General features: G+C 71.4%; 13 protein-coding genes and 1 pseudogene. 6 read left to right on the forward strand and 8 right to left on the reverse strand.

Annotated elements, in window-relative coordinates:
* Positions 1 to 64: 64 nt before the first annotated feature.
* On the forward strand, positions 65 to 781 hold the full coding sequence (locus tag ABZW32_RS04805; RefSeq protein ID WP_356211175.1) for a CoA pyrophosphatase: 717 nt from the start codon (positions 65 to 67) through the stop codon (positions 779 to 781).
* A 13-nt stretch (positions 782 to 794) separates the two neighbouring features.
* Positions 795 to 1,997, forward strand: a complete 1,203-nt coding sequence (locus ABZW32_RS04810; protein WP_266841735.1) for a MarP family serine protease — start codon at positions 795 to 797, stop codon at positions 1,995 to 1,997.
* A gap of 386 nt (positions 1,998 to 2,383) precedes the next feature.
* Here ABZW32_RS04810 and ABZW32_RS04815 read toward each other — a convergent pair whose 3' ends face one another.
* The 5 genes from ABZW32_RS04815 to ABZW32_RS04835 all read right to left on the reverse strand — a co-directional run bounded on the left by ABZW32_RS04815 (position 2,384) and on the right by ABZW32_RS04835 (position 10,293).
* Entirely contained in the window at positions 2,384 to 3,355 is a 972-nt protein-coding gene (locus ABZW32_RS04815) for an alpha/beta hydrolase (protein WP_356211178.1), read from the reverse strand.
* The gene (locus tag ABZW32_RS04820) at positions 3,352 to 3,810 is read right to left on the reverse strand and encodes a phage holin family protein (protein WP_356211180.1); all 459 of its coding nucleotides are present in this window, start codon (positions 3,808 to 3,810) and stop codon (positions 3,352 to 3,354) included. The genes ABZW32_RS04815 and ABZW32_RS04820 overlap by 4 nt, the downstream gene beginning before the upstream one ends.
* Positions 3,811 to 3,864: 54 nt before the next feature.
* The gene (gene nhaA / locus ABZW32_RS04825) at positions 3,865 to 5,316 is read right to left on the reverse strand and encodes a Na+/H+ antiporter NhaA (protein WP_356211182.1); all 1,452 of its coding nucleotides are present in this window, start codon (positions 5,314 to 5,316) and stop codon (positions 3,865 to 3,867) included.
* Positions 5,317 to 5,586: 270 nt separating this feature from the next.
* Positions 5,587 to 7,584, reverse strand: coding sequence for an acetate--CoA ligase (acs, locus tag ABZW32_RS04830; RefSeq protein WP_356211185.1), 1,998 nt, complete (start codon positions 7,582 to 7,584; stop codon positions 5,587 to 5,589).
* 201 nt (positions 7,585 to 7,785) lie between these two features.
* Complete coding sequence (locus ABZW32_RS04835; RefSeq protein ID WP_356211187.1) at positions 7,786 to 10,293, reverse strand: SulP family inorganic anion transporter; 2,508 nt, start codon at positions 10,291 to 10,293, stop codon at positions 7,786 to 7,788.
* 235 nt (positions 10,294 to 10,528) lie between these two features.
* On the opposite strand from ABZW32_RS04835, the gene ABZW32_RS04840 reads away from it, so the two are divergent.
* Positions 10,529 to 11,836, forward strand: a complete 1,308-nt coding sequence (locus ABZW32_RS04840) for a hypothetical protein (RefSeq protein WP_356211189.1) — start codon at positions 10,529 to 10,531, stop codon at positions 11,834 to 11,836.
* Here the strand turns inward: ABZW32_RS04840 and ABZW32_RS04845 are convergent.
* The gene (locus tag ABZW32_RS04845) at positions 11,805 to 12,803 is read right to left on the reverse strand and encodes an ATP-binding protein (protein ID WP_356211191.1); all 999 of its coding nucleotides are present in this window, start codon (positions 12,801 to 12,803) and stop codon (positions 11,805 to 11,807) included. The genes ABZW32_RS04840 and ABZW32_RS04845 overlap by 32 nt on opposite strands.
* Before the next feature lie 109 nt (positions 12,804 to 12,912).
* Here ABZW32_RS04845 and ABZW32_RS04850 point away from each other — a divergent pair, with 109 nt between their 5' ends.
* Positions 12,913 to 13,734: an oxidoreductase gene (locus ABZW32_RS04850; protein WP_356211193.1), complete on the forward strand. Its 822-nt coding sequence runs from the start codon at positions 12,913 to 12,915 to the stop codon at positions 13,732 to 13,734.
* 448 nt (positions 13,735 to 14,182) lie between these two features.
* On the opposite strand, the gene ABZW32_RS04855 is transcribed toward ABZW32_RS04850, so the two are convergent.
* Positions 14,183 to 15,046: an HAD-IB family hydrolase gene (locus ABZW32_RS04855; protein WP_356211195.1), complete on the reverse strand. Its 864-nt coding sequence runs from the start codon at positions 15,044 to 15,046 to the stop codon at positions 14,183 to 14,185.
* Between the two features lie 492 nt (positions 15,047 to 15,538).
* On the opposite strand from ABZW32_RS04855, the gene ssd reads away from it, so the two are divergent.
* Entirely contained in the window at positions 15,539 to 16,714 is a 1,176-nt protein-coding gene (gene ssd / locus ABZW32_RS04860) for a septum site-determining protein Ssd (RefSeq protein WP_356211270.1), read from the forward strand.
* Positions 16,711 to 17,280 (forward strand): annotated as a pseudogene (locus ABZW32_RS04865) (ATPase, T2SS/T4P/T4SS family); the annotation flags it as partial. The gene ssd and the pseudogene ABZW32_RS04865, both read left to right, overlap by 4 nt.
* 102 nt (positions 17,281 to 17,382) lie before the next feature.
* On the opposite strand, the gene ABZW32_RS04870 reads toward ABZW32_RS04865, so the two are convergent.
* Positions 17,383 to 18,555, reverse strand: coding sequence for a serine hydrolase domain-containing protein (locus tag ABZW32_RS04870; RefSeq protein WP_356211198.1), 1,173 nt, complete (start codon positions 18,553 to 18,555; stop codon positions 17,383 to 17,385).
* Positions 18,556 to 18,575 lie beyond the last annotated feature (20 nt).

Here is an 18,575-nt window from a genome sequence, read left to right on the forward strand (position 1 = left end):
TACCCGGACCGCGTTCAGCGGTGTGGGAGAGGGTGTTCACGGAAGAACACGGACAGGGGTGCCTATGACGCGCGGTACACAGGACGAGACCACGGCCACCACCCGCGAGGGCGACGACCTGGTCCTCAGCACCGAGGGGCTGCCCGCCTGGCTCGATCCGGTCGTGGCGGCGGCCCGCACCGTCCGGCCGCGCCAGCTCAGCCGCTTCCTGCCCCCCGAGGACGGCGGGGGCCGCCAGTCCGCCGTGCTGATCCTCTTCGGCGAGGGTCCGCGCGGCCCGGAGCTGCTGCTCCAGGAGCGCGCCGGCACCCTGCGCTCGCACGCCGGCCAGCCCTCCTTCCCCGGCGGCGCCCTCGACCCGGAGGACGGCGATCCGCACACCACCGGCCCGCTGCGCGCCGCCCTGCGCGAGGCCCGGGAGGAGACCGGTCTCGACCCGGCCGGCGTCCAGCTCTTCGGGGTGCTGCCCCGGCTCTACATCCCGGTCAGCGAGTTCGTCGTGACCCCGGTGCTCGGCTGGTGGCGCGAACCCTCCCCGGTCGGCCCGGTGGACCCCGCCGAGACGGCCCGGGTCTTCACGGTGCCCGTGGCGGATCTCACGGATCCCGCCCACCGGGTGACCGTGGTCCACCCCAGAGGCCACCAGGGGCCCGCCTTCACCGTCGAATCGGCCCTGGTCTGGGGGTTCACGGCAGGGGTGATCGACCGCATCCTGCACTTCGCGGGCTGGGAGCGTCCGTGGGACCGCTCACGTCAGGTCCCACTCGACTGGCACGCATGAGACGGTGACCCTCGTGAACGTGCTGGACATCCTGTTGCTGGTCGCCGCCGTGTGGTTCGCGATCGTGGGCTACCGCCAGGGGTTCGTCGTCGGCATCCTGTCGGTGATCGGCTTCCTCGGCGGTGGTCTCGTCGCCGTGTCCCTGCTGCCCCTGATCTGGGACCGGGTGACCGACAACGGCACCCAGGTAACCACCACCGTCGTCGTGATCGCCGTCGTGGTGATCATCATCTGCGCCTCGATCGGCCAGGCCCTGACCACCCATCTGGGCAGCCGTCTGCGACGCCACATCACCTGGTCGCCCGCCCGCGCGCTCGACGCGACCGGCGGGGCCCTGGTGAACGTCGTCGCGATGCTGCTGGTGGCATGGCTGATCGGTTCCGCGCTCGCCGGGACCTCGCTGCCCACGCTCGGCAAGGAGGTCCGCAACTCGAAGGTGCTCCTCGGCGTGTCGCGCGTGCTCCCCGCGCAGGCCAACACCTGGTTCTCGGACTTCAGTTCCACCCTCGCCCGCAACGGCTTCCCCCAGGTCTTCAGCCCGTTCTCCAACGAGCCGATCACCGAGGTGAAGGCCCCCGACCCGGCCCTCGCCCGCAGCGGCGTGGCCGAACAGGCGAAGCTCTCCATCGTCAAGGTCGTCGGTACGGCGCCCAGTTGCAGCAAGGTCCTGGAAGGCACCGGCTTCGTCTTCGCGCCGGGCAAGGTGATGACCAACGCCCACGTCGTCGGCGGCGTCATGGAGCCCACCGTGCAGGTCGGCGGCGAGGGCAAGCTCTACGACGGCAAGGTCGTGCTCTACGACTGGGAGCGCGACATCGCCGTCCTGGACGTGCCCAAGCTGCGCGCCCCGGCCCTGGAGTTCACCGAGAAGGACGCCACGAGCAGCAGCGACGCGATCGTCGCCGGCTTCCCGGAGAACGGCGCCTACGACGTCCGAGCGGCCCGGGTCCGCGGCCGGATCAACGCCAACGGCCCGGACATCTACCACCGGGGCACCGTCCGCCGCGACGTCTACTCGCTCTACGCGACCGTCCGCCAGGGCAACTCCGGCGGCCCGCTGCTGACGCCCGAGGGCCGGGTGTACGGGGTCGTCTTCGCCAAGTCGCTCGACGACCCGAACACCGGTTACGCCCTCACGGCGGACGAGATCCGGGACGACATCCGCCTCGGCAAGACCTCCAGCCGCCGGGTCGACACCCAGGGCTGCGCCCTCTGACACCCTCTCCGGGCCCCTGCCGGGGCCCGGGGCGGTGTCTCCTACATGCGTGGATGGCGCAGCCGCGCCGAGACCCAGCGGGCGCGGCGGCGCAGGATGCGTGGGATCCCCAGCCGGGGGTCGTGACCGTCCCGGCCGGCCCTGTCGTGCGTGCCCGGCGCTGTGGCCGAGCGGCGTTCGCGTGCGGTGTCACCGTGGTCGTGCGTCCAGCCCATACAACGAGCTGTGCCCGGGGCCCAGGGTCCGTAATCCCCCGAGGGGCGGCCAATTGGCCTATGCGCCGGGCAATTGAATGTCCGTATGACAGTCGCACGAAACGCCTGCCGCTCCGTCAGCCGCCCTTGAGGTCCCCGGGGATGGCCCGGGGATGGTCCGCCGACGGCCGGTCAGCGGTCGGGTTCGGGGTCCTTCAGCCAGTTCACCAGCTCGGTGGAGAAGGCCACCGGGTCCTCCTCGTGGGGGAAGTGACCCAGTCCGTCGAAGAGCCGCCAGCGGTAAGGGGCTTCGACGTACTCCCCGGAACCGGCGGCGCTGCGGGTGCGCATCACCGGGTCCAGCGAGCCGTGCAGGTGCAGCGTCGGTACCCGTACGGGCCGCTTCATCCGCCGGTAGAACTGGAGCCCGTCCGGCCGGGCCATCGAGCGCATCATCCAGCGGTACGGCTCGATGGAGCAGTGCGCCGTGGAGGGGATGCACATGGCCCGCCGGTACACGGCGAGGGCCTCCTCGTCGGCGCCGTGCGCCTGCAGCCGCGGCCCGGACCACTCCCGGATCAGCTCCCCCACGAGGGCCCCGTCGTCGGCGACCAGCTGCCGCTCGGGGACGAACGGCCTCTGGAAGCCCCACACGTGGGAGCTGGCCCGGGTCTGGCCGAAGTCCGCCAGCATGGCCGAGCGCCAGCGGCGCGGGTGCGGCATCGAGGAGACGACCAGTCGGCGCACCAGCTTGGGCCGCATCACGGCCGCCGTCCAGGCGAGGTAGCCGCCCAGGTCGTGCCCGACGAGGGCGGCGTCCGGCTCGCCGAGGGACCGCACCACTCCGGTGATGTCCAGGGCGAGGTTCGCCGGGTCGTAGCCGCGCGGGGTGCGGTCGCTGCCGCCCACCCCGCGCAGGTCCATCGCCACCGCGCGGTACCCGGCGTCGGCGAGCGCGGTCAGCTGGTGCCGCCAGGTCCACCAGAACTGGGGGAACCCGTGGAGCAGGAGGACGAGCGGGCCGTCGCCGCACTCCGCGACGTGGAAGCGCGCGCCGTTGGCGGCGACGTCCCGGTGGGTCACCTTTCTCCCGCCCGGCACGTCGATCCGGACCGCCGAGGCGGCGGTGGGCGCGGGGCTGGAGTCCGGTGAGGGGGCTGTCATGAAGACGAGCGTGCCACACCCACGGCCTGGTCACTCACCGGCCGCGGGTGCGGCTTGACGGTTCCGAGGACCGCGGCGGTCTCCTTGACGGACTCGACCGTCTTCACCGGAGGCTTGAGCTTCTTGAACTTCGTCATGGCCAGCAGCCCGGTCAGGCCCGCGAGCAGCCAGAACGCGACGCCGACGATGAGGAAGGACCAGGCCAGGCCGAGCCCGAGATTGTGGATGCCGTAGGCCGCGGCGAAACTCAGTACGGGGAGGGAGAAGAGCAGCAGCACGCCCGCCACGATGGCGGCGCCGCTGCCGACGCCCGCGCGCCTGACGTCCTGCTTGAGCTCGACCTTGGCGAGGGCGATCTCGTCGTGCACCAGGGCCGACATCTCGGCGGTGGCCGAGGCGACCAGCTGGCCGAGCGTGCGCTCGACTCCCGGAGCCCCTTGGTCCACTGCGCTCATCTCTGACTCCCTCTGTCGTCTGCTGTCGGCGGCTGTCCTCCGTCGTCAGTCAGATCATGCCGGACGGTCGGCGCCGGTGCTGGACCCGCCCGGCGCTTCCCGGGTGGATCCACCCGCGGGACCGCGCCCGGCCGGGGCGGCGGTCCCGGCCCTGCGGCGGTGCTCGGCGGCCTTCTCCTCGTAGATCTTCGCCATCCGCAGGTGGTACGCCGGGTTGTCCTGCTCGTAGATGTCCGGGATCCCGTCGGCGTCCTCGTCGCGCTCCTCGGCCTCGGTCAGCGACCGGTAGCGGCGGTCGCGCAGCTTGAGCATCACGCACGCGATGACCGCCGCGATCAGGGAGCCGAGCAGGACGGCCGCCTTGATCTCGTCGGTCAGTACGGGGTCCGTGGCGAACGCCAGCTCACCGATCAGCAGGGAGACGGTGAAGCCGATGCCGGCGAGGGAGGCCACGGCCAGTACGTCGGGCCAGGCGAGGTCCTCGTTCAGCTCGGCCTTGGTGAAGCGGGCGGCGAGCCAGGTGCCGCCGAAGATGCCGACCGTCTTGCCGACGACGAGCCCGAGCACCACGCCGAGGGTTTCGGGGCGGGTGAAGACCTGCGCGATGGCCTCGTCGGAGAGCGAGACCCCGGCGGAGAGCAGGGCGAAGAGGGGTACGGCCAGGCCGGCCGAGACGGGGCGGACCAGGTGCTCGATGTGTTCGCCGGGGGAGTGTTCCTCGCCGTCCCTGCGGGTGCAGCGCAGCATCAGGCCCATCGCGACGCCGGCGATGGTGGCGTGGACGCCGCTGTTGTACATCAGGCCCCAGATGACCAGGGCGAGCGGGACGTACACGTACCAGCCGCGGACGCCGAGGCGCAGCAGGAACCAGAAGAGGACCAGCCCCGCGAGGGCCCCGCCGAGGGCGAGAAAGTCGATCTTGCTGGTGAAGAACACCGCGATGATCAGAATGGCGAAGAGGTCGTCGACGACCGCCAGGGTCAGCAGGAAGGCGCGCAGCGCGGACGGCAGCGAGGTGCCGATGACCGCGAGGACGGCGAGGGCGAAGGCGATGTCGGTGGCCGTCGGGACCGCCCAGCCGTCGAGCGATCCGTTGCCGAAGGTGTTGACCAGGGTGTAGACCACCGCGGGCACGGCCATGCCGCAGAGGGCGGCGATCACGGGGAGGGCGGCGGCCTTGGGGTCGCTCAGGTCGCCCGCGACCAGCTCGCGCTTGAGTTCGATGCCGGCGACGAAGAAGAAGATCGCGAGCAGGCCGTCGGCCGCCCAGTGCTGGAGCGAGAGGTCCAGGCCCAGGGCGGCGGGGCCGATGTGGAAGGACCTGACGCTGTCGTAGCTCGCGGATATCGCCGGGATGTTCGCCCATATGAGGGCGGCGATGGCGGCCGCCAGGAGCAGGACCCCGCCGACGGTCTCGGTGCGCAGTGCGTCGGCGACGAAGCGGCGCTCGGGGAGGGAGAGCCTGCCGAGGAACTTGCGGCGGGTGCTGGGCGGGGGCGTGGCCACGGTGGGAACCTCCGGGTGGGCGACGGCATGGCAAATGCAGTTGCCGACCAGACTTCCCGGCGCACCCTGAGACTCTTTTGAACGTCAGATGTTGACGCTTCCTTTACTTTACAGGGTTCGCGCGGTCGTATCGGGTGATCTTCACCTTAAACGGGAGGAGGGCGTCCGGCGCGTTGTGCGCCGGACGCCCTCCAGGACCCGTGGTCCGCCGTCCGTCGGTCCCGTCAGTCCTGGCAGGCCCCGCCAGTCCCGTCGGTCCCGACAGCCCCGTCAGTCCTCGCTGGAGGCGCTCGGCAGCTTGGTCTGGATCAGCGCCATCACCGAGGAATCGGCGAGCGTGGTCACGTCACCGACCGCCCGGTCCTCCGCCACGTCACGCAGCAGACGGCGCATGATCTTGCCGGAACGGGTCTTCGGCAGTTCCTGCACCGGGACGATCCGCTTCGGCTTGGCGATCGGGCCGAGGGTGGCGCCCACGTGGTTGCGCAGCTCCCCGACCAGGGCGTCCGTCTCGGTGGCGCTGCCGCGCAGGATGACGAAGGCCACGATGGCCTGGCCGGTGGTCTCGTCCTTGGCGCCCACGACGGCCGCCTCGGCGACCGACGGGTGCGAGACGAGCGCCGACTCCACCTCGGTGGTCGAGATGTTGTGGCCCGACACCAGCATCACGTCGTCGACCCGGCCGAGCAGCCAGATGTCGCCGTCGTCGTCCTTCTTGGCACCGTCGCCCGCGAAGTACTTGCCCTCGAAGCGGGACCAGTAGGTGTCGACGAAGCGCTGGTCGTCGCCCCAGATGGTGCGCAGCATCGACGGCCACGGCTCGGTGAGGACCAGGTAGCCGCCTCCACCGTTGGGCACCTCGCGGCCCTCGTCGTCCACGACGGTGGCACCGATGCCGGGCAGCGCGCGCTGCGCGGAGCCGGGCTTGGTCTCGGTGACGCCCGGCAGCGGGGCGATCATCATGGCGCCGGTCTCGGTCTGCCACCACGTGTCCACGATCGGGCAGCGGTCGCCGCCGATGTGCTTGCGGTACCAGATCCAGGCCTCGGGGTTGATCGGCTCGCCGACCGAGCCCAGGACGCGCAGGCTCGACAGGTCGAACTTCGCGGGGATGTCGTCGCCCCACTTCATGAACGTACGGATCGCCGTGGGCGCGGTGTAGAGGATGGTGACGCCGTACTTCTGCACGACCTCCCAGAACCGGCCCTGGTGCGGGGTGTCCGGCGTGCCCTCGTACATCACCTGGGTGGCGCCGTTGGCGAGCGGACCGTAGACGATGTAGGAGTGCCCGGTCACCCAGCCGATGTCGGCGGTGCACCAGTAGACGTCGGTCTCCGGCTTGAGGTCGAAGACGGCGTGGTGGGTGTACGAGGCCTGCGTGAGGTAGCCGCCGGAGGTGTGCAGGATGCCCTTGGGCTTACCCGTGGTCCCCGAGGTGTACAGGATGAAGAGCGGGTGCTCGGCGTCGAAGGCCTGCGGGGTGTGCTCGGTGGACTGGCGGCCGACCACGTCGTGCCACCAGACGTCGCGGCCCTCGGTGACGGCGGTGTCCTGGCCGGTGCGGCGCACCACGAGGACGTGCTCGACCTGCGGGCACTTGGCGACGGCCTCGTCGATGGCGGGCTTGAGCGCACTGGGCTTGCCGCGGCGGTAGCCGCCGTCGGCGGTGATCACCAGCTTGGCGTCGGCGTCCTGGATGCGGGAGGCGACGGCGTCGGCGGAGAAGCCGCCGAAGACCACCGAGTGGGCGGCGCCGACGCGCGCGCACGCGAGCATCGCGACGACGGCCTCGGGGATCATCGGCAGGTAGACGGCGACCCGGTCGCCCGCCTGGACACCGAGCTCGGTGAGGGCGTTGGCGGCCTGCGAGACCTCGTCCTTGAGCTGGGCGTAGGTCAGGGAGCGGCTGTCGCCGGGCTCGCCCTCGAAGTGGATGGCGACGCGGTCGCCGTTGCCGGCCTCGACGTGCCGGTCCACGCAGTTGTACGCGACGTTCAGCTTGCCGTCGGCGAACCACTTCGCGAACGGCGGGTTGCTCCAGTCGAGCGTCTCGGTCGGCTCGGTGTCCCAGGTCAGCCGCCGGGCCTGCTCGGCCCAGAAGCCCAGCCGGTCCGCGTCGGCCTGCGCGTACGCCGCCTCGGTCACGTTGGCGGCGGCGGCCAGATCGGCGGGCGGTGCGAACCGCCGCTCCTCCTTGAGCAGATTGGCCAGGCTGTCATTGCTCACGACATCTCCCTTTCCCAGGGTGTCCGTTGTGTCCCCGGGCATAGCTCATCAGGTCAGACGCCCAGGTGACAAGGGGTAGCCGAGAATTGGTTTAGACCTATAGCACGACTGGGCGGCCCGTGCGCCGCAGCGTACGCGCGCGCCGCGCGCGGCGCGCGAAAGGCCCCCTCCCGCCGCAGGGTGCGAGAAGGGGCCAACAGCTTGCACGGATACGGGAGGGTATCGGTTCGGACGGAATTTCGGTCAGGCGTTCTGGCCCACGCTGTCGAAAACCCGACAGTCGAAGAAGTCCTCGCCCCCGGACAGCAGGTAGGCCTGGGCCTCGCCCACGTGGAAGTACATCCCGTGCAGTTCCAGCGAGCCGTCGGCGAGCCGGCGGGCCACCGATTCGTGGGCCCGCAGGTGGTCCAGCTGCTGGACCACATTGGTCAGGCAGAGCTGCTCCACGGCATCCGCCGGGAGCCGGCCCGCGATCCGGGCCCAGGCGTGGTGCCGGCTGGCCATCCGCTCCAGGCTGGGCAGGCCGTGTCGCAGCCAGCGGCGCAGCGGGGTCATCGGGGCGCCCGGGTGGGAGTTCAGCAGGGCCTGCATGGCGCCGCAGCCGGAGTGCCCGCACACCGTGATGCTGTCGACCTTCAGCACGTCCACGGCGTACTCGATGGCCGCCGCGACCGAGTCGTCGGTGGCTTCGGCTCCGGGCGGGGGGACCAGGTTGCCGACGTTGCGGACGGTGAAGAGGTCGCCGGGTCCGCTCGCCGTGATCATGCTGGTCACCAGGCGGGAGTCCGCGCAGGTGAGGAAGAGCTGCGAGGGCCGCTGTCCCTCGCGGGCCAGGCGGGCCAGCTCGTCGCGGACGTGTGGGGCGGTGTCCCGCTGGAAGGCGCCGATCCCGCTGGCGAGTTGACCCGCGCCGCGGCGCCGGGGTGAGGCCGTCCCGGCGTCGCGGGGCTCGGCCGCGCTCGGGATCGTCCCGGCCGCCTCGCCCGCCGGGCCGTGGGCGGCGACCGCCGGGTGCGTGGCGGGCGGGGTGCGGTGGTCGCAGTGGTTCTGCCAAGGGGTCCACGGGCGGCAGCACTGGTGCGCTCCCCGGCCTTCGCCGCGGTGGCCGCCCGCCCCGCCGATCGCGGTGCTCCCGCCCGCCGGCGCCCGCCCGGACCCGGTGGGGGAGCCCTGGCCCGGCCGCACGCCGGCGCCGGTTCCGGGCGTCGCCCCGGTGGGCCGGGCGTGGCCACCGCGGGAGATGGCGGTCCCGCCCCGGCCGGTGAGTTCCACCGAACCCCCGTGGGCCAGGTGCGTGTCCTGCCAGTCCTGGAGGATCTCGTAGGCGGCGTGGTCGATGAACGAGCCGTCCAACTCGACCACGGCGTGACCCTCGTGCGGGATCGAGTTCAGCACCCGGCTCAGGCGCGGCACGGCGAGGAAGGTCAACTGCCCGCGCGCCCGGACCCGGTGGACGCCGTCCGTCTCGTCCAGGGTGATCCTCGTGCGCGCCAGCCGGTGCATGGCCAGGGCCACGGCCACGGCGATGCCCACGGCGACGCCTTCGAGGACCCCGCCCAGGACCACGGCGACGATGGTGGCCGCGTAGACCAGTACCTCCCGGTACCGGGTGACGGTCCTCAGGTGCGTGATGCTGACCACCTGGATGCCGACGGCCAGCACCAGCGCCGCCAGGGCGGCGAGCGGGATCAGGTCGAGCACGGGGACGAGCAGTCCGGCCGCGAGCACCACCCACAGTCCGTGCAACATGGCTGATTTACGGCTTACGGCACCGGACTTGACGTTCGCCGCGCTGCGTACGGCCACGGCCGCGACGGGGAGCCCGCCGAGCATCCCGGAGACGATGTTGGCGGCGCCCTGTCCGCGCAGCTCGCGGTCGAGGTCGGCGCGGGGCGGGCGGTCGCCCGTACCGCGCTCGGAGGCGATCAGCTTGTCGGTGGCGACGGAGGACATCAGGGACTCGACGCTGCCGACCAGGGTGATGGTCAGCACGGCGGCGATGATCCCGAGCACCGGGCCCTGCGGTAGCTCGGGCAGTGCGTGGCTGCTCCAGGAGGGCAGGTCCACCCGGGGCAGGTCGAGCCCGGCCAGGGCGGCGCCGGCGGTGGCCGCGGCGACCGCCGCCAGTGCGGCGGGCACCTTGCGCAGGGCCTGCCCGGCGCGCCCGGGGATCCGGGGCCAGAGCAGCAGGACGCACAGGGTCAGCGCGCTCACCCCGAGCGCGGCCGGATGCAGATCGGCCAACTGGGCCGGCAGCCCGAGTACGTTGGCGACGGCCGAGCTCTGCGGGGTGCCGCCGAGCACGATGTGCAGTTGGGCCAGCGCGATGGTCACGCCGATGCCGGCCAGCATCCCGTGCATGATCGCCGGACTCACCAGCAGGGCCGAGCGCGCGGTGCGCAGGAAGGCCAGTCCTAGCTGGCAGCAGCCGGCCAGGACGGTGATGGCGCAGGTGGTGCGCCAGCCGTAGTGCTGGATCAACCCGGCGGTCACCACGGTGAGTCCGGCGGTCGGCCCGCTCACCTGGAGCGGGGCGCCGCCGAGCCGCCCGGCCACGATCCCGCCCACCGCGGCGGCCACCAGCCCCGCTTGCAGGGGGGCTCCGGTGGCCAGGGCGATGCCCAGCGAGAGGGGAAGCGCGATCAGGAAGACGGCGACGGACGCGGACAGGTCCGCATGGAGCCCCTTGGGGCGGGGCCCGTCACCGTCGGGTCCTTGGTTCGTGGAGGGGGGTGTGGCGGCTGTCGTCATCGGTTCCCGTCTCCTCGGGGGAGGTGATGAAGCGGCGGGAGTCTCAACACTCGGTAAATGGATGGTAATGGAGAGTAAAGGTCGCTGGTAGGCAATGCGGGCAAATGGGCGACGAATTAGCACTCAGGAGTGATTAAGTATTTTGTCTGCCTTGTCATACCTTCCTTAAAGCGGACCGCGTGGGACGTTGCGTCACGGAAGTCCCGCGATGGAACTGCGAGGGAGAGGTGTGCGGATGATCGCCGCCACGAAGAAGATCGCCGGCGGCCTGGTCGCCACGGCCCTGGTGCTGGGTGTCGCCGGCTGCAGCGCCTCCGGGCCCGCCCGCCCCGGCGCTCCCGGTGCCCCCGGCAACCAGAACACGAAGAAGGGCGCCGCCGCCCCGGAAGCCCCCGGCAGTGTCAACCGCCCCATCGGCGACGGTTCGACCGCCTACACCGGCTCCCAGCCGAACGTGCAGAAGCCGCAGCGGCTGAAGCCCGGTGAGAAGCCCCCGCAGTTCGTGGTGTTCTCGTGGGACGGCGCGGGTGAGGACAGCCAGAAGCTCTTCTCGCACTTCCGTGAGGTGGGCAAGCAGAACAACGCCCGGATGACCTACTTCCTCAGCGGTGTGTACATGCTCCCGGAGGAAAAGCGTTCCCTCTACACGGCCCCCCAGCACTCCGCGGGCCTCTCCGACATCGGCTTCGGCGACCTCCAGGGCATCAAGGACACCGCCGGCCAGGTCCGCGGGGCCTGGCTGGAGGGCAACGAGATCGGCACCCACTTCAACGGCCACTTCTGCGGCCCCGACCGGGGTGTCGGCACCTGGTCCGTGGAGGAGTGGAAGAGCGAGATCGACCAGGCCAAGTCCTTCGTCAAGAACTGGAAGACGAACACCCCGGCGCTCAAGGACCTGGCGGCGCTCCCCTTCGACTACGACAAGGAACTCATCGGCGCCCGCACACCCTGCCTCGAAGGCCAGAAGAACTTCATGCTGGCGGCGAAGGACATGGGCTTCCGCTACGACTCCAGCGGCATCAGCAAGCAGATCTGGCCGAAGAAGACGGACGGGCTCTGGGACCTCCCGCTCCAGCTGGTGCCCATGCCCGGGCGCGCCTTCGACACCCTGAGCATGGACTACAACTACATGGTCAACCAGTCCGGTACGACCACCCAGGGCGACCCCTCCCAGCACGAGTACTGGGGCGACCAGATGCGCGACGGCCTGCGCCAGGCCTTCGACCGGGTCTACCAGGGAAACCGGGCGCCGCTGATCATCGGCAACCACTTCGAGTCGTGGAACGGCGGCACCTACATGCGTGCCATCGAGGAGTCCATCCAGACCATGTGCACCAAGCCGGAGGTCAGGTGCGTGCCCTTCCGCGAGCTCGCGGACTGGCTGGACGCCCAGGACCCGAAGGCGCTGGAGTGGATGCGCACCCTCGGCGTCGGCCAGGCGCCGAAGGACGGGTGGACGAAGTTCCTGACCGCGGGGCCGCCGCCCGCGCCGCCGACGGCCCCGGCCGCGGTCACGCCGGCTGAGGAGTCGAACGAGGGCTGACCAGGGCCTCGTGCAGGACGAAGCCGGGGTCGACCTGCTCCGCCAGGTCGGCCCCGGTCTTGGCGTTCCCCCAGCTCTCCGCGTTGCGCAGGTGGAAGTGGACCATCTGCTCCGTGTACTTGTCCCAGTCGCGGTCGGCGTACGAGTCCTCGGCCGCGTCCTGGAGTGACTGCAGCGCGAGCCGGTTGGTCGCCTCCAGCAGGTCGAACGGCGCGGGGCGGCCCTTCTCCATCGCCCGCACCCAGTCGGAGTGCCCGAAGGTGACCAGCAGGTCCTCTCCCACCTCGTCCTGGAGGAACTCGATGTCCTCCGGGCCCTGCACCTTGTTGCCGACCACCTTGAGCGCGATGCCGAAGTCCCGCGCGTACTCCTTGTACTGCCGGTAGACGGATACGCCCTTGCGGGTCGGTTCGGCCACGAGGAAGGTCATGTCGAAGCGGGTGAACATGCCCGAGGCGAAGGAGTCCGAGCCGGCCGTCATGTCGACGACGACGTACTCGTCCGGGCCGTCGACCAGGTGGTTGAGGCAGAGCTCCACCGCGCCGACCTTCGAGTGGTAGCAGGCCACGCCGAGGTCGGCCTCGGTGAACGGCCCGGTGGCCATCAGCCGCACGGGCTCCCCGTCGAGCAGCAGCGTGCGCGCGCAGGCCTCGTAGACGGGGTTGTCCTCGGTGACCCGCAGCAGTCGCGAGCCGGCGCCGGGCGGGGTGGTCTTGATCATGCTGTCGGTGGATGCGATGCGCGGGTTGGAACCGCGCAGGTACTCCTTGATGAGGGGGAGGTGCGCACCCAGGGCGGGCAGTGCGGCCGCCTCGTCCTCGGGGAGCCCGAGGGCCGCGCCGAGGTGCTGGTTGATGTCGGCGTCCACCGCGACGACGGGGGCTTCATTGGCTGCGAGGTGGCGGATGAAGAGGGAGGACAGGGTCGTCTTGCCGCTGCCGCCCTTTCCCACGAAAGCGATCTTCATGTTCACCAAGCGTAGTGGCATGGTAGCGCGGTGTGGTCAAGGTGAGTGAAGAAGACCACTCCAAGGAGGGGTCGGTGCTACGGCCGCGCAGTGCGTAGGCTCCCTACTTATGAGTAGCGCTTCTGACCCGCTGGCGGCCCTGGGTTCGCTCCCGGGAGTCGCAGAGTCCGTGGATTCCGTACGCAAGGCCGTGGACCGGGTCTACGGGCACCGCGTCATGCGCCGGCGCAGCGGGGAGATCACCTCGGAGGCCGCGCTGCGCGGCGCGCGGGGCAGTGCGGCGCTGTCCGGCGCGGACTGGGCGCTGGAGGAGGTGCGCCGCCGCACCGACTTCGGCGCCGAGGCGCAGGCGCTGACGGTGGGTGCCGCGCTGCGCCTGACGGCCGAGGCGGGCCAGCTGCTGAGCATCTGGCGCCAGTCGCCGCTGCGGGTCCTCGCGCGGCTGCACCTGGTGGCGTCCGGGTCGACCGCGGCCGGGGACGTCGTGGGCCGGCCGCGGCTGGCCGGGGAGCCGGTGGACGAGCCGCTGGTGGACCTTCCGCTGCCCGGCGCCGACGAGGTGGCGGGCCGGCTGGACGGCCTGTCCCGGCTGATCATCGCGGGTGGCTCGGCTCCCGCCCTGATCACGGGTGCGGTGGTGCACGGCGAGCTCCTGGCGCTGAGGCCGTTCGGCTCGTACAACGGCCTGGTCGCGCGCGCGGCCGAGCGGATCGTGCTGATCAACAGCGGCCTCGATCCGAAGGCGATCTGTCCGGCGGAGGTCGGTCACGCCGAGCAGGGCGTGAAGGCCTATCTGGAGGCCTTCGAGGGCTACGTCTCCGGGACCCCGGAGGGGATGGCCGCCTGGATCGCGCACTGTGGCCGCGCGATCGAGCTCGGGGTGCGGGAGTCGACGGCGGTCTGCGAAGCCCTCCAGCGCGGCGCGGCGTAGGAGGAGGGGTCTCCGGTTCGGGGCCCGGTGCTCTCAGGGGCGCCGGGGGCCGGGTCGGGGCGCGCAGGGGCCGGAACAGGGTTGCGGCGACACCGTACTGCTGTGGTGTCGCCGCTGGCATTCGCGCCCAGTTACCAAGCGTCCTCGATATGTGCCCATCAGGTCGGGAGCTTTGCCCGGTTACCTGGTGCGGCTGGCCCGTAATCGACGGGTCGACGTCGCGTGGGTGCTCGGCGTTCATGCTTCGGTCCGTGGGCCTTACTGCGTTTTAAAGATGATCCTCTCGGATGTTCTTTGGTCTCGCGGGCCGTTGACTCCTTTGTACTCCGCTTCCGAGCCGAGCGAAACCCCTGGCTGGAGTTCTTTACTTTCCGGGATGACCCGGGGCGATTCGGACAGTCCAAAACGCCCCAGGTCAGGACACCCGGCGGTGCGGTGGCAGCGGGGATCAGGCGGTGGTGGCGGAGGCCCGACGGCGGCTGGCGTACCAGACGAGACCGGCGGTGGCCGCGGCCGCGCCCACCGCCGCGGCGGCGACGAGGGCCGGGCGCGCGGGCATCGAGAGCGCGGGCAGCCGCTGCTTGAGCCGTACCGGCCTGCTGAACACCAGAACCGGCCACTCGCGCGCCACGGCCTCCCGGCGCAATGCCCGGTCCGGGTTGACCGCGTGCGGGTGCCCGACGGCTTCGAGCATCGGCACGTCGGTGAACGAGTCGCTGTACGCGTAGCACCGGGCCAGGTCGTAGCCCTCGGACTCGGCGAGCTCCCGGACGGCTTCCGCCTTCGTGGGCCCGTAGGCGTAGTACTCGATCTCCCCGGTGAAGCAGCCGTCGGCGCCGACCACCATGCGGGTGGCCACGACCCGGTCCGCCCCGAGCATCTCGCCGATCGGCTCGACGACTTCGGCGCCGGACGTCGACACGATCACCACGTCACGGCCCGCGGTGTGGTGGGCCTCGATGAGGGATGCGGCCTCGTCGTAGATGATCGGGTCGATCAGGTCGTGGAGGGCTTCGGCGACGATCTCCCGGACCTGCTGCACGTTCCACCCCTTGCAGAGGGCGGAGAGGTACTCGCGCATCCGCTCCATCTGGTCGTGGTCGGCTCCGCCGGCCAGGAAGATGAACTGCGTGTACGCGGTGCGCAGCACGGCCCGCCGGTTGATCAGGCCGCCCTGGTAGAAGGACTTGCTGAACGTCAGAGTGCTGGACTTCGCAATGACCGTCTTGTCCAGGTCGAAGAAGGCGGCGGTCCGAGGCAAGGAGTGCGGCAAGGGCTGATTTTCCACGACCCGAGCATATGCGCCCACCATTCGGCGTAAGGTGTGGCGCGTGGGTTTGCCTGAGAAGGCTCTCGGGTACACCATGGAAGTCACGGATCGTTCGCGACCGTGCTAACCCGGTCTGGCTCCTCCCCCCCCGAGTCGGACCGTGGGGACGACCCCCGCTCTCCCCCCCGGCGGGGGTCGTCGCATGTCCGGACGCGGTTCGCGTCCCGTGCCTTCGGCCTTCAGTGGTCATCCGCTCGACCCTCCCTCGTCTGCGGGCCCGCATGGCTCAGGCCCTCACCCCCTCGAACTCGTCACGCTGCGTAGTGGTTCCGGCGCGCTCCGGAACTCACCTGATGGGGTGGCGAAGTTATTCACAAGGGCCTTCTCGTCCACAGTTTTGGAGCAAGATCCACTCCCTTTTCCGGATCGCTGCACCGTGATTCCAGCCGCGAAGTCCGCGGCACGTGGATTTGCGGTGAGAAGGGGGCGGAGATCGTGGCTGGATCGAAGTCGTGTGAAGGGCCGGAGCCCGTGGTGACCGGCGGGGGCGGGCGGGCCGCAGGTGCGCCCGGGGCGCTGCCCGGTGGCGGGCGGCCGCTGATCATCACCGAGGACCCGCTGCTGCTCGACGACCTGCTGCGGCTGTGCGCCGCCGCCGGCGCCGAACCGCACGTGCACCATGCGGTGCCCGAGCAAAGCGGGGCCGGTGGTGCGCGCGGGAGCGGGGACGACGGGAGCGCCTTCGCGGGTGGTGGGCCGCGCGGTGGCGTGGGATGGGAATCGGCCCCGCTCGTCCTGGTCGGCGACGACGCCGCGCGCCGGGTGGGCGGAGCGCCGCGCCGCGGCGGGGTGTTCCTCGTCGGCCGGGACCTCGACGACCCCCTGGTGTGGCAGAGGGCGGTGGAGATCGGTGCCGAGGAGGTACTGCGGCTCCCCGACGCCGAGAGCCTGCTCGTCGACCGCATCGCCGACGTGGTGGAAGGGGCCGGACGCCCCGCCCTGGCCGTCGGTGTGATCGGCGGCAGCGGCGGAGCAGGCGCCTCCACCCTCGCCTGCGCCCTCGCGCTCGGCGCGGGCCGGGCCGGGGAGCGCACCATCCTCATCGACGGCGACCCGCTCGGCGGCGGCATGGACGTCCTGCTCGGGGGCGAGAGCGCCGAGGGGCTGCGCTGGCCCGACTTCGCCGCCTCGCGCGGCCGGGTCGGGTCGGGCGCCCTGGAGGAGTCCCTGCCCGAACTGCACGCGCTGCGGGTGCTCAGCTGGGACCGCGGCGAACGGGTGGTCGTGCCGCCCGCCGCGATGCGGTCGGTCGTGGCCGCCGCGCGCAGGAGGGGCGGCGTGGTCGTGGTCGACCTTCCCCGGCGGGTGGACGAGGCCGTGGCGGAGGTGCTGGCCCAGCTCGACCTGGTGCTGCTCGTGGTGCCCGGCGAGCTGCGGTCGGTGGCCGCGGCGGGCCGGGTGGCCGCCGGGGTGCGGATGGTGGCCCGGGACGTGCGGGTGGTCGTACGGGGCCGCTGCCGGGAAGGGCTCGACGCCGAAGCGGTGGCGGCGCTGCTGGGGGCACCGCTGGCCGGGGAGGTGCCCGTGGAGGTGGGACTTCCCGGCCGGGTGCAGGAAGGGGAGCCGCCGGGTGCGCGGGGCGCGCTGGCCCGGTTCTGCGACGGCTTCTGGCAGCGGGCCCTGGGCTCCGCGCAAGGAGTGCCGGCATGAGCGCGCCACTGCTGGACGCGGTGCGCCAGCACCTCGCCGAGACCGGGGCGGAACCCACTCCGGCCAGGGTCGTGGCGGCCCTGCGGGCACAGGGCCGGCTGCTCGGGGACTCGGAAGTGCTGGGAGTGGCAGCGGAGTTGCGGTCCGAGCTGGTCGGTGCGGGGCCGCTGGAGCGGTTGCTCGCCGACCCCGAGGTCACCGATGTACTGGTGGCCGCCCCCGACCGGGTGTGGGTGGACCGGGGCGGCGGGCTGGAGTTGACGGAGGTGACGTTCGCCGACGCCGAGGCCGTGCGCAGGCTGGCCCAGCGGCTGGCCGCCGTCGCCGGGCGGCGGCTGGACGACGCCCGGCCCTGGGTGGACGCCCGGATGCCGGACGGCACCCGGCTGCACGCCGTGCTTCCCCCGGTGGCGGTCGGGTCGGCCTGCCTGTCGCTGCGCGTGGTGCGGCCCAAGGCGTTCACGCTGGACGAGCTCGTGGCCGCGGGAACCCTGCCCCCGGGCGGGCAGCGCCTCCTGAGGGCCATGGTCGAGGCCCGGCTGTCGTTCCTCGTCTCCGGAGGTACGCAGACTTGCTAAAGAAGACTATCCCGAGCCGACATGCCAACGGCCCCAGTCCTCGCCGGACGGGGCCGTTCTCGTGGTGGGCGTGAGTCTGAGGCGCTGCTGTTACGCCACCGCCTTCCGCACCGCCTCCGCCAGCGTAGCCGCCCGGACGTCGTCCGAGCCGCTGACGATGTGGTTCATCACGTAGCCGAAGGCGATGCCGTGTTTTGGGTCGGCGAAGGCAAGTGAGCCACCGCGGCCTGTGTGGCCGAACGCCTGTGGGCCGGTCATGGCGTTGCCTTCCGTGGGCAGCATGTAGCCGGTGCCGAATCGGCTGGGAATCAGCATCACCTGATCCTTCCCGCCGGCCTGTTCCTTGGTCGCCGATGCCAGGGTCTCCGGGGCAAGGAGGCGTACTCCGTCAACCTCGCCGATCAGTGCCGCGTACATGCGGGCTAGTGCCCGTGCGGTGCCGATGCCGTTGGAGGAGGGGAGTTCCGCAGCCTGCACCTGGGGCGAGTCGAAGTCGATCGCGGCCGGGTTGGTGACCGCGAACGCCCGATTGCTCAGTGAGTTCGGGTCCCGCCAAGCGGCGACCTGTTCACGAAGATCCTCGGGAACCGACTCGGCGGGCACCGCCGTAAGGTCCACGGCCGGTGGCCGGTACGCCATACGGCTGACTCGATCGCGTTCCCCCTCGGGCAGGCCGATGAAGAAGTCCAGTCCCAGCGGGCGCGCGATCTCCTCGGCGAAGAACCGGCCCGTCGAGCGGCCGGCGGCTCGGCGGATCACCTCGCCGACCAGCCAGCCCCACGTTCGGCCGTGGTACCCGTGTGCAGTACCTGGAGTCCACTGGGGTCGCTGGGCCGCCAACGCTGCCACCATGGGCTCCCAGCTCAGCGCCTCGGCGAGCGGCAGAGGGTGATCCAGCGCGACCAGACCGGCTTGGTGGGACAGGAGCCAGCGGACGGGGATGTCCGCCTTGCCGTTCGCTGCGAACTCCGGCCAGTACCGGGCCACCGGTGCGTCAAGGTCGAGCATGCCGCGCTCGGCCAGCATGTGCGCTGCGGTCGCGGTGGCTCCCTTGGTTGCTGAGTAGACGAGTTGCAGGGTGTCCCGCGCCCATGGACGACCGGTCTTCGGGTCGGCGACTCCGCCCCAAAGGTCCACCACTGGGCGGCCGTGCTGGTAGACGCACACGGCCGCGCCGATGTCCCCGTGTCGGTTGAAGTTCGCTTCGAACGCCTCGCGGACCGGTTCGAAGCCGGGTGCTACCTCACCGTCGATCGTCGTCATGCCGCTCATCCTGGCAGCCG

This window comes from Streptomyces sp. NPDC004667, assembly GCF_040609475.1.
Lineage (GTDB): Bacteria > Actinomycetota > Actinomycetes > Streptomycetales > Streptomycetaceae > Streptomyces.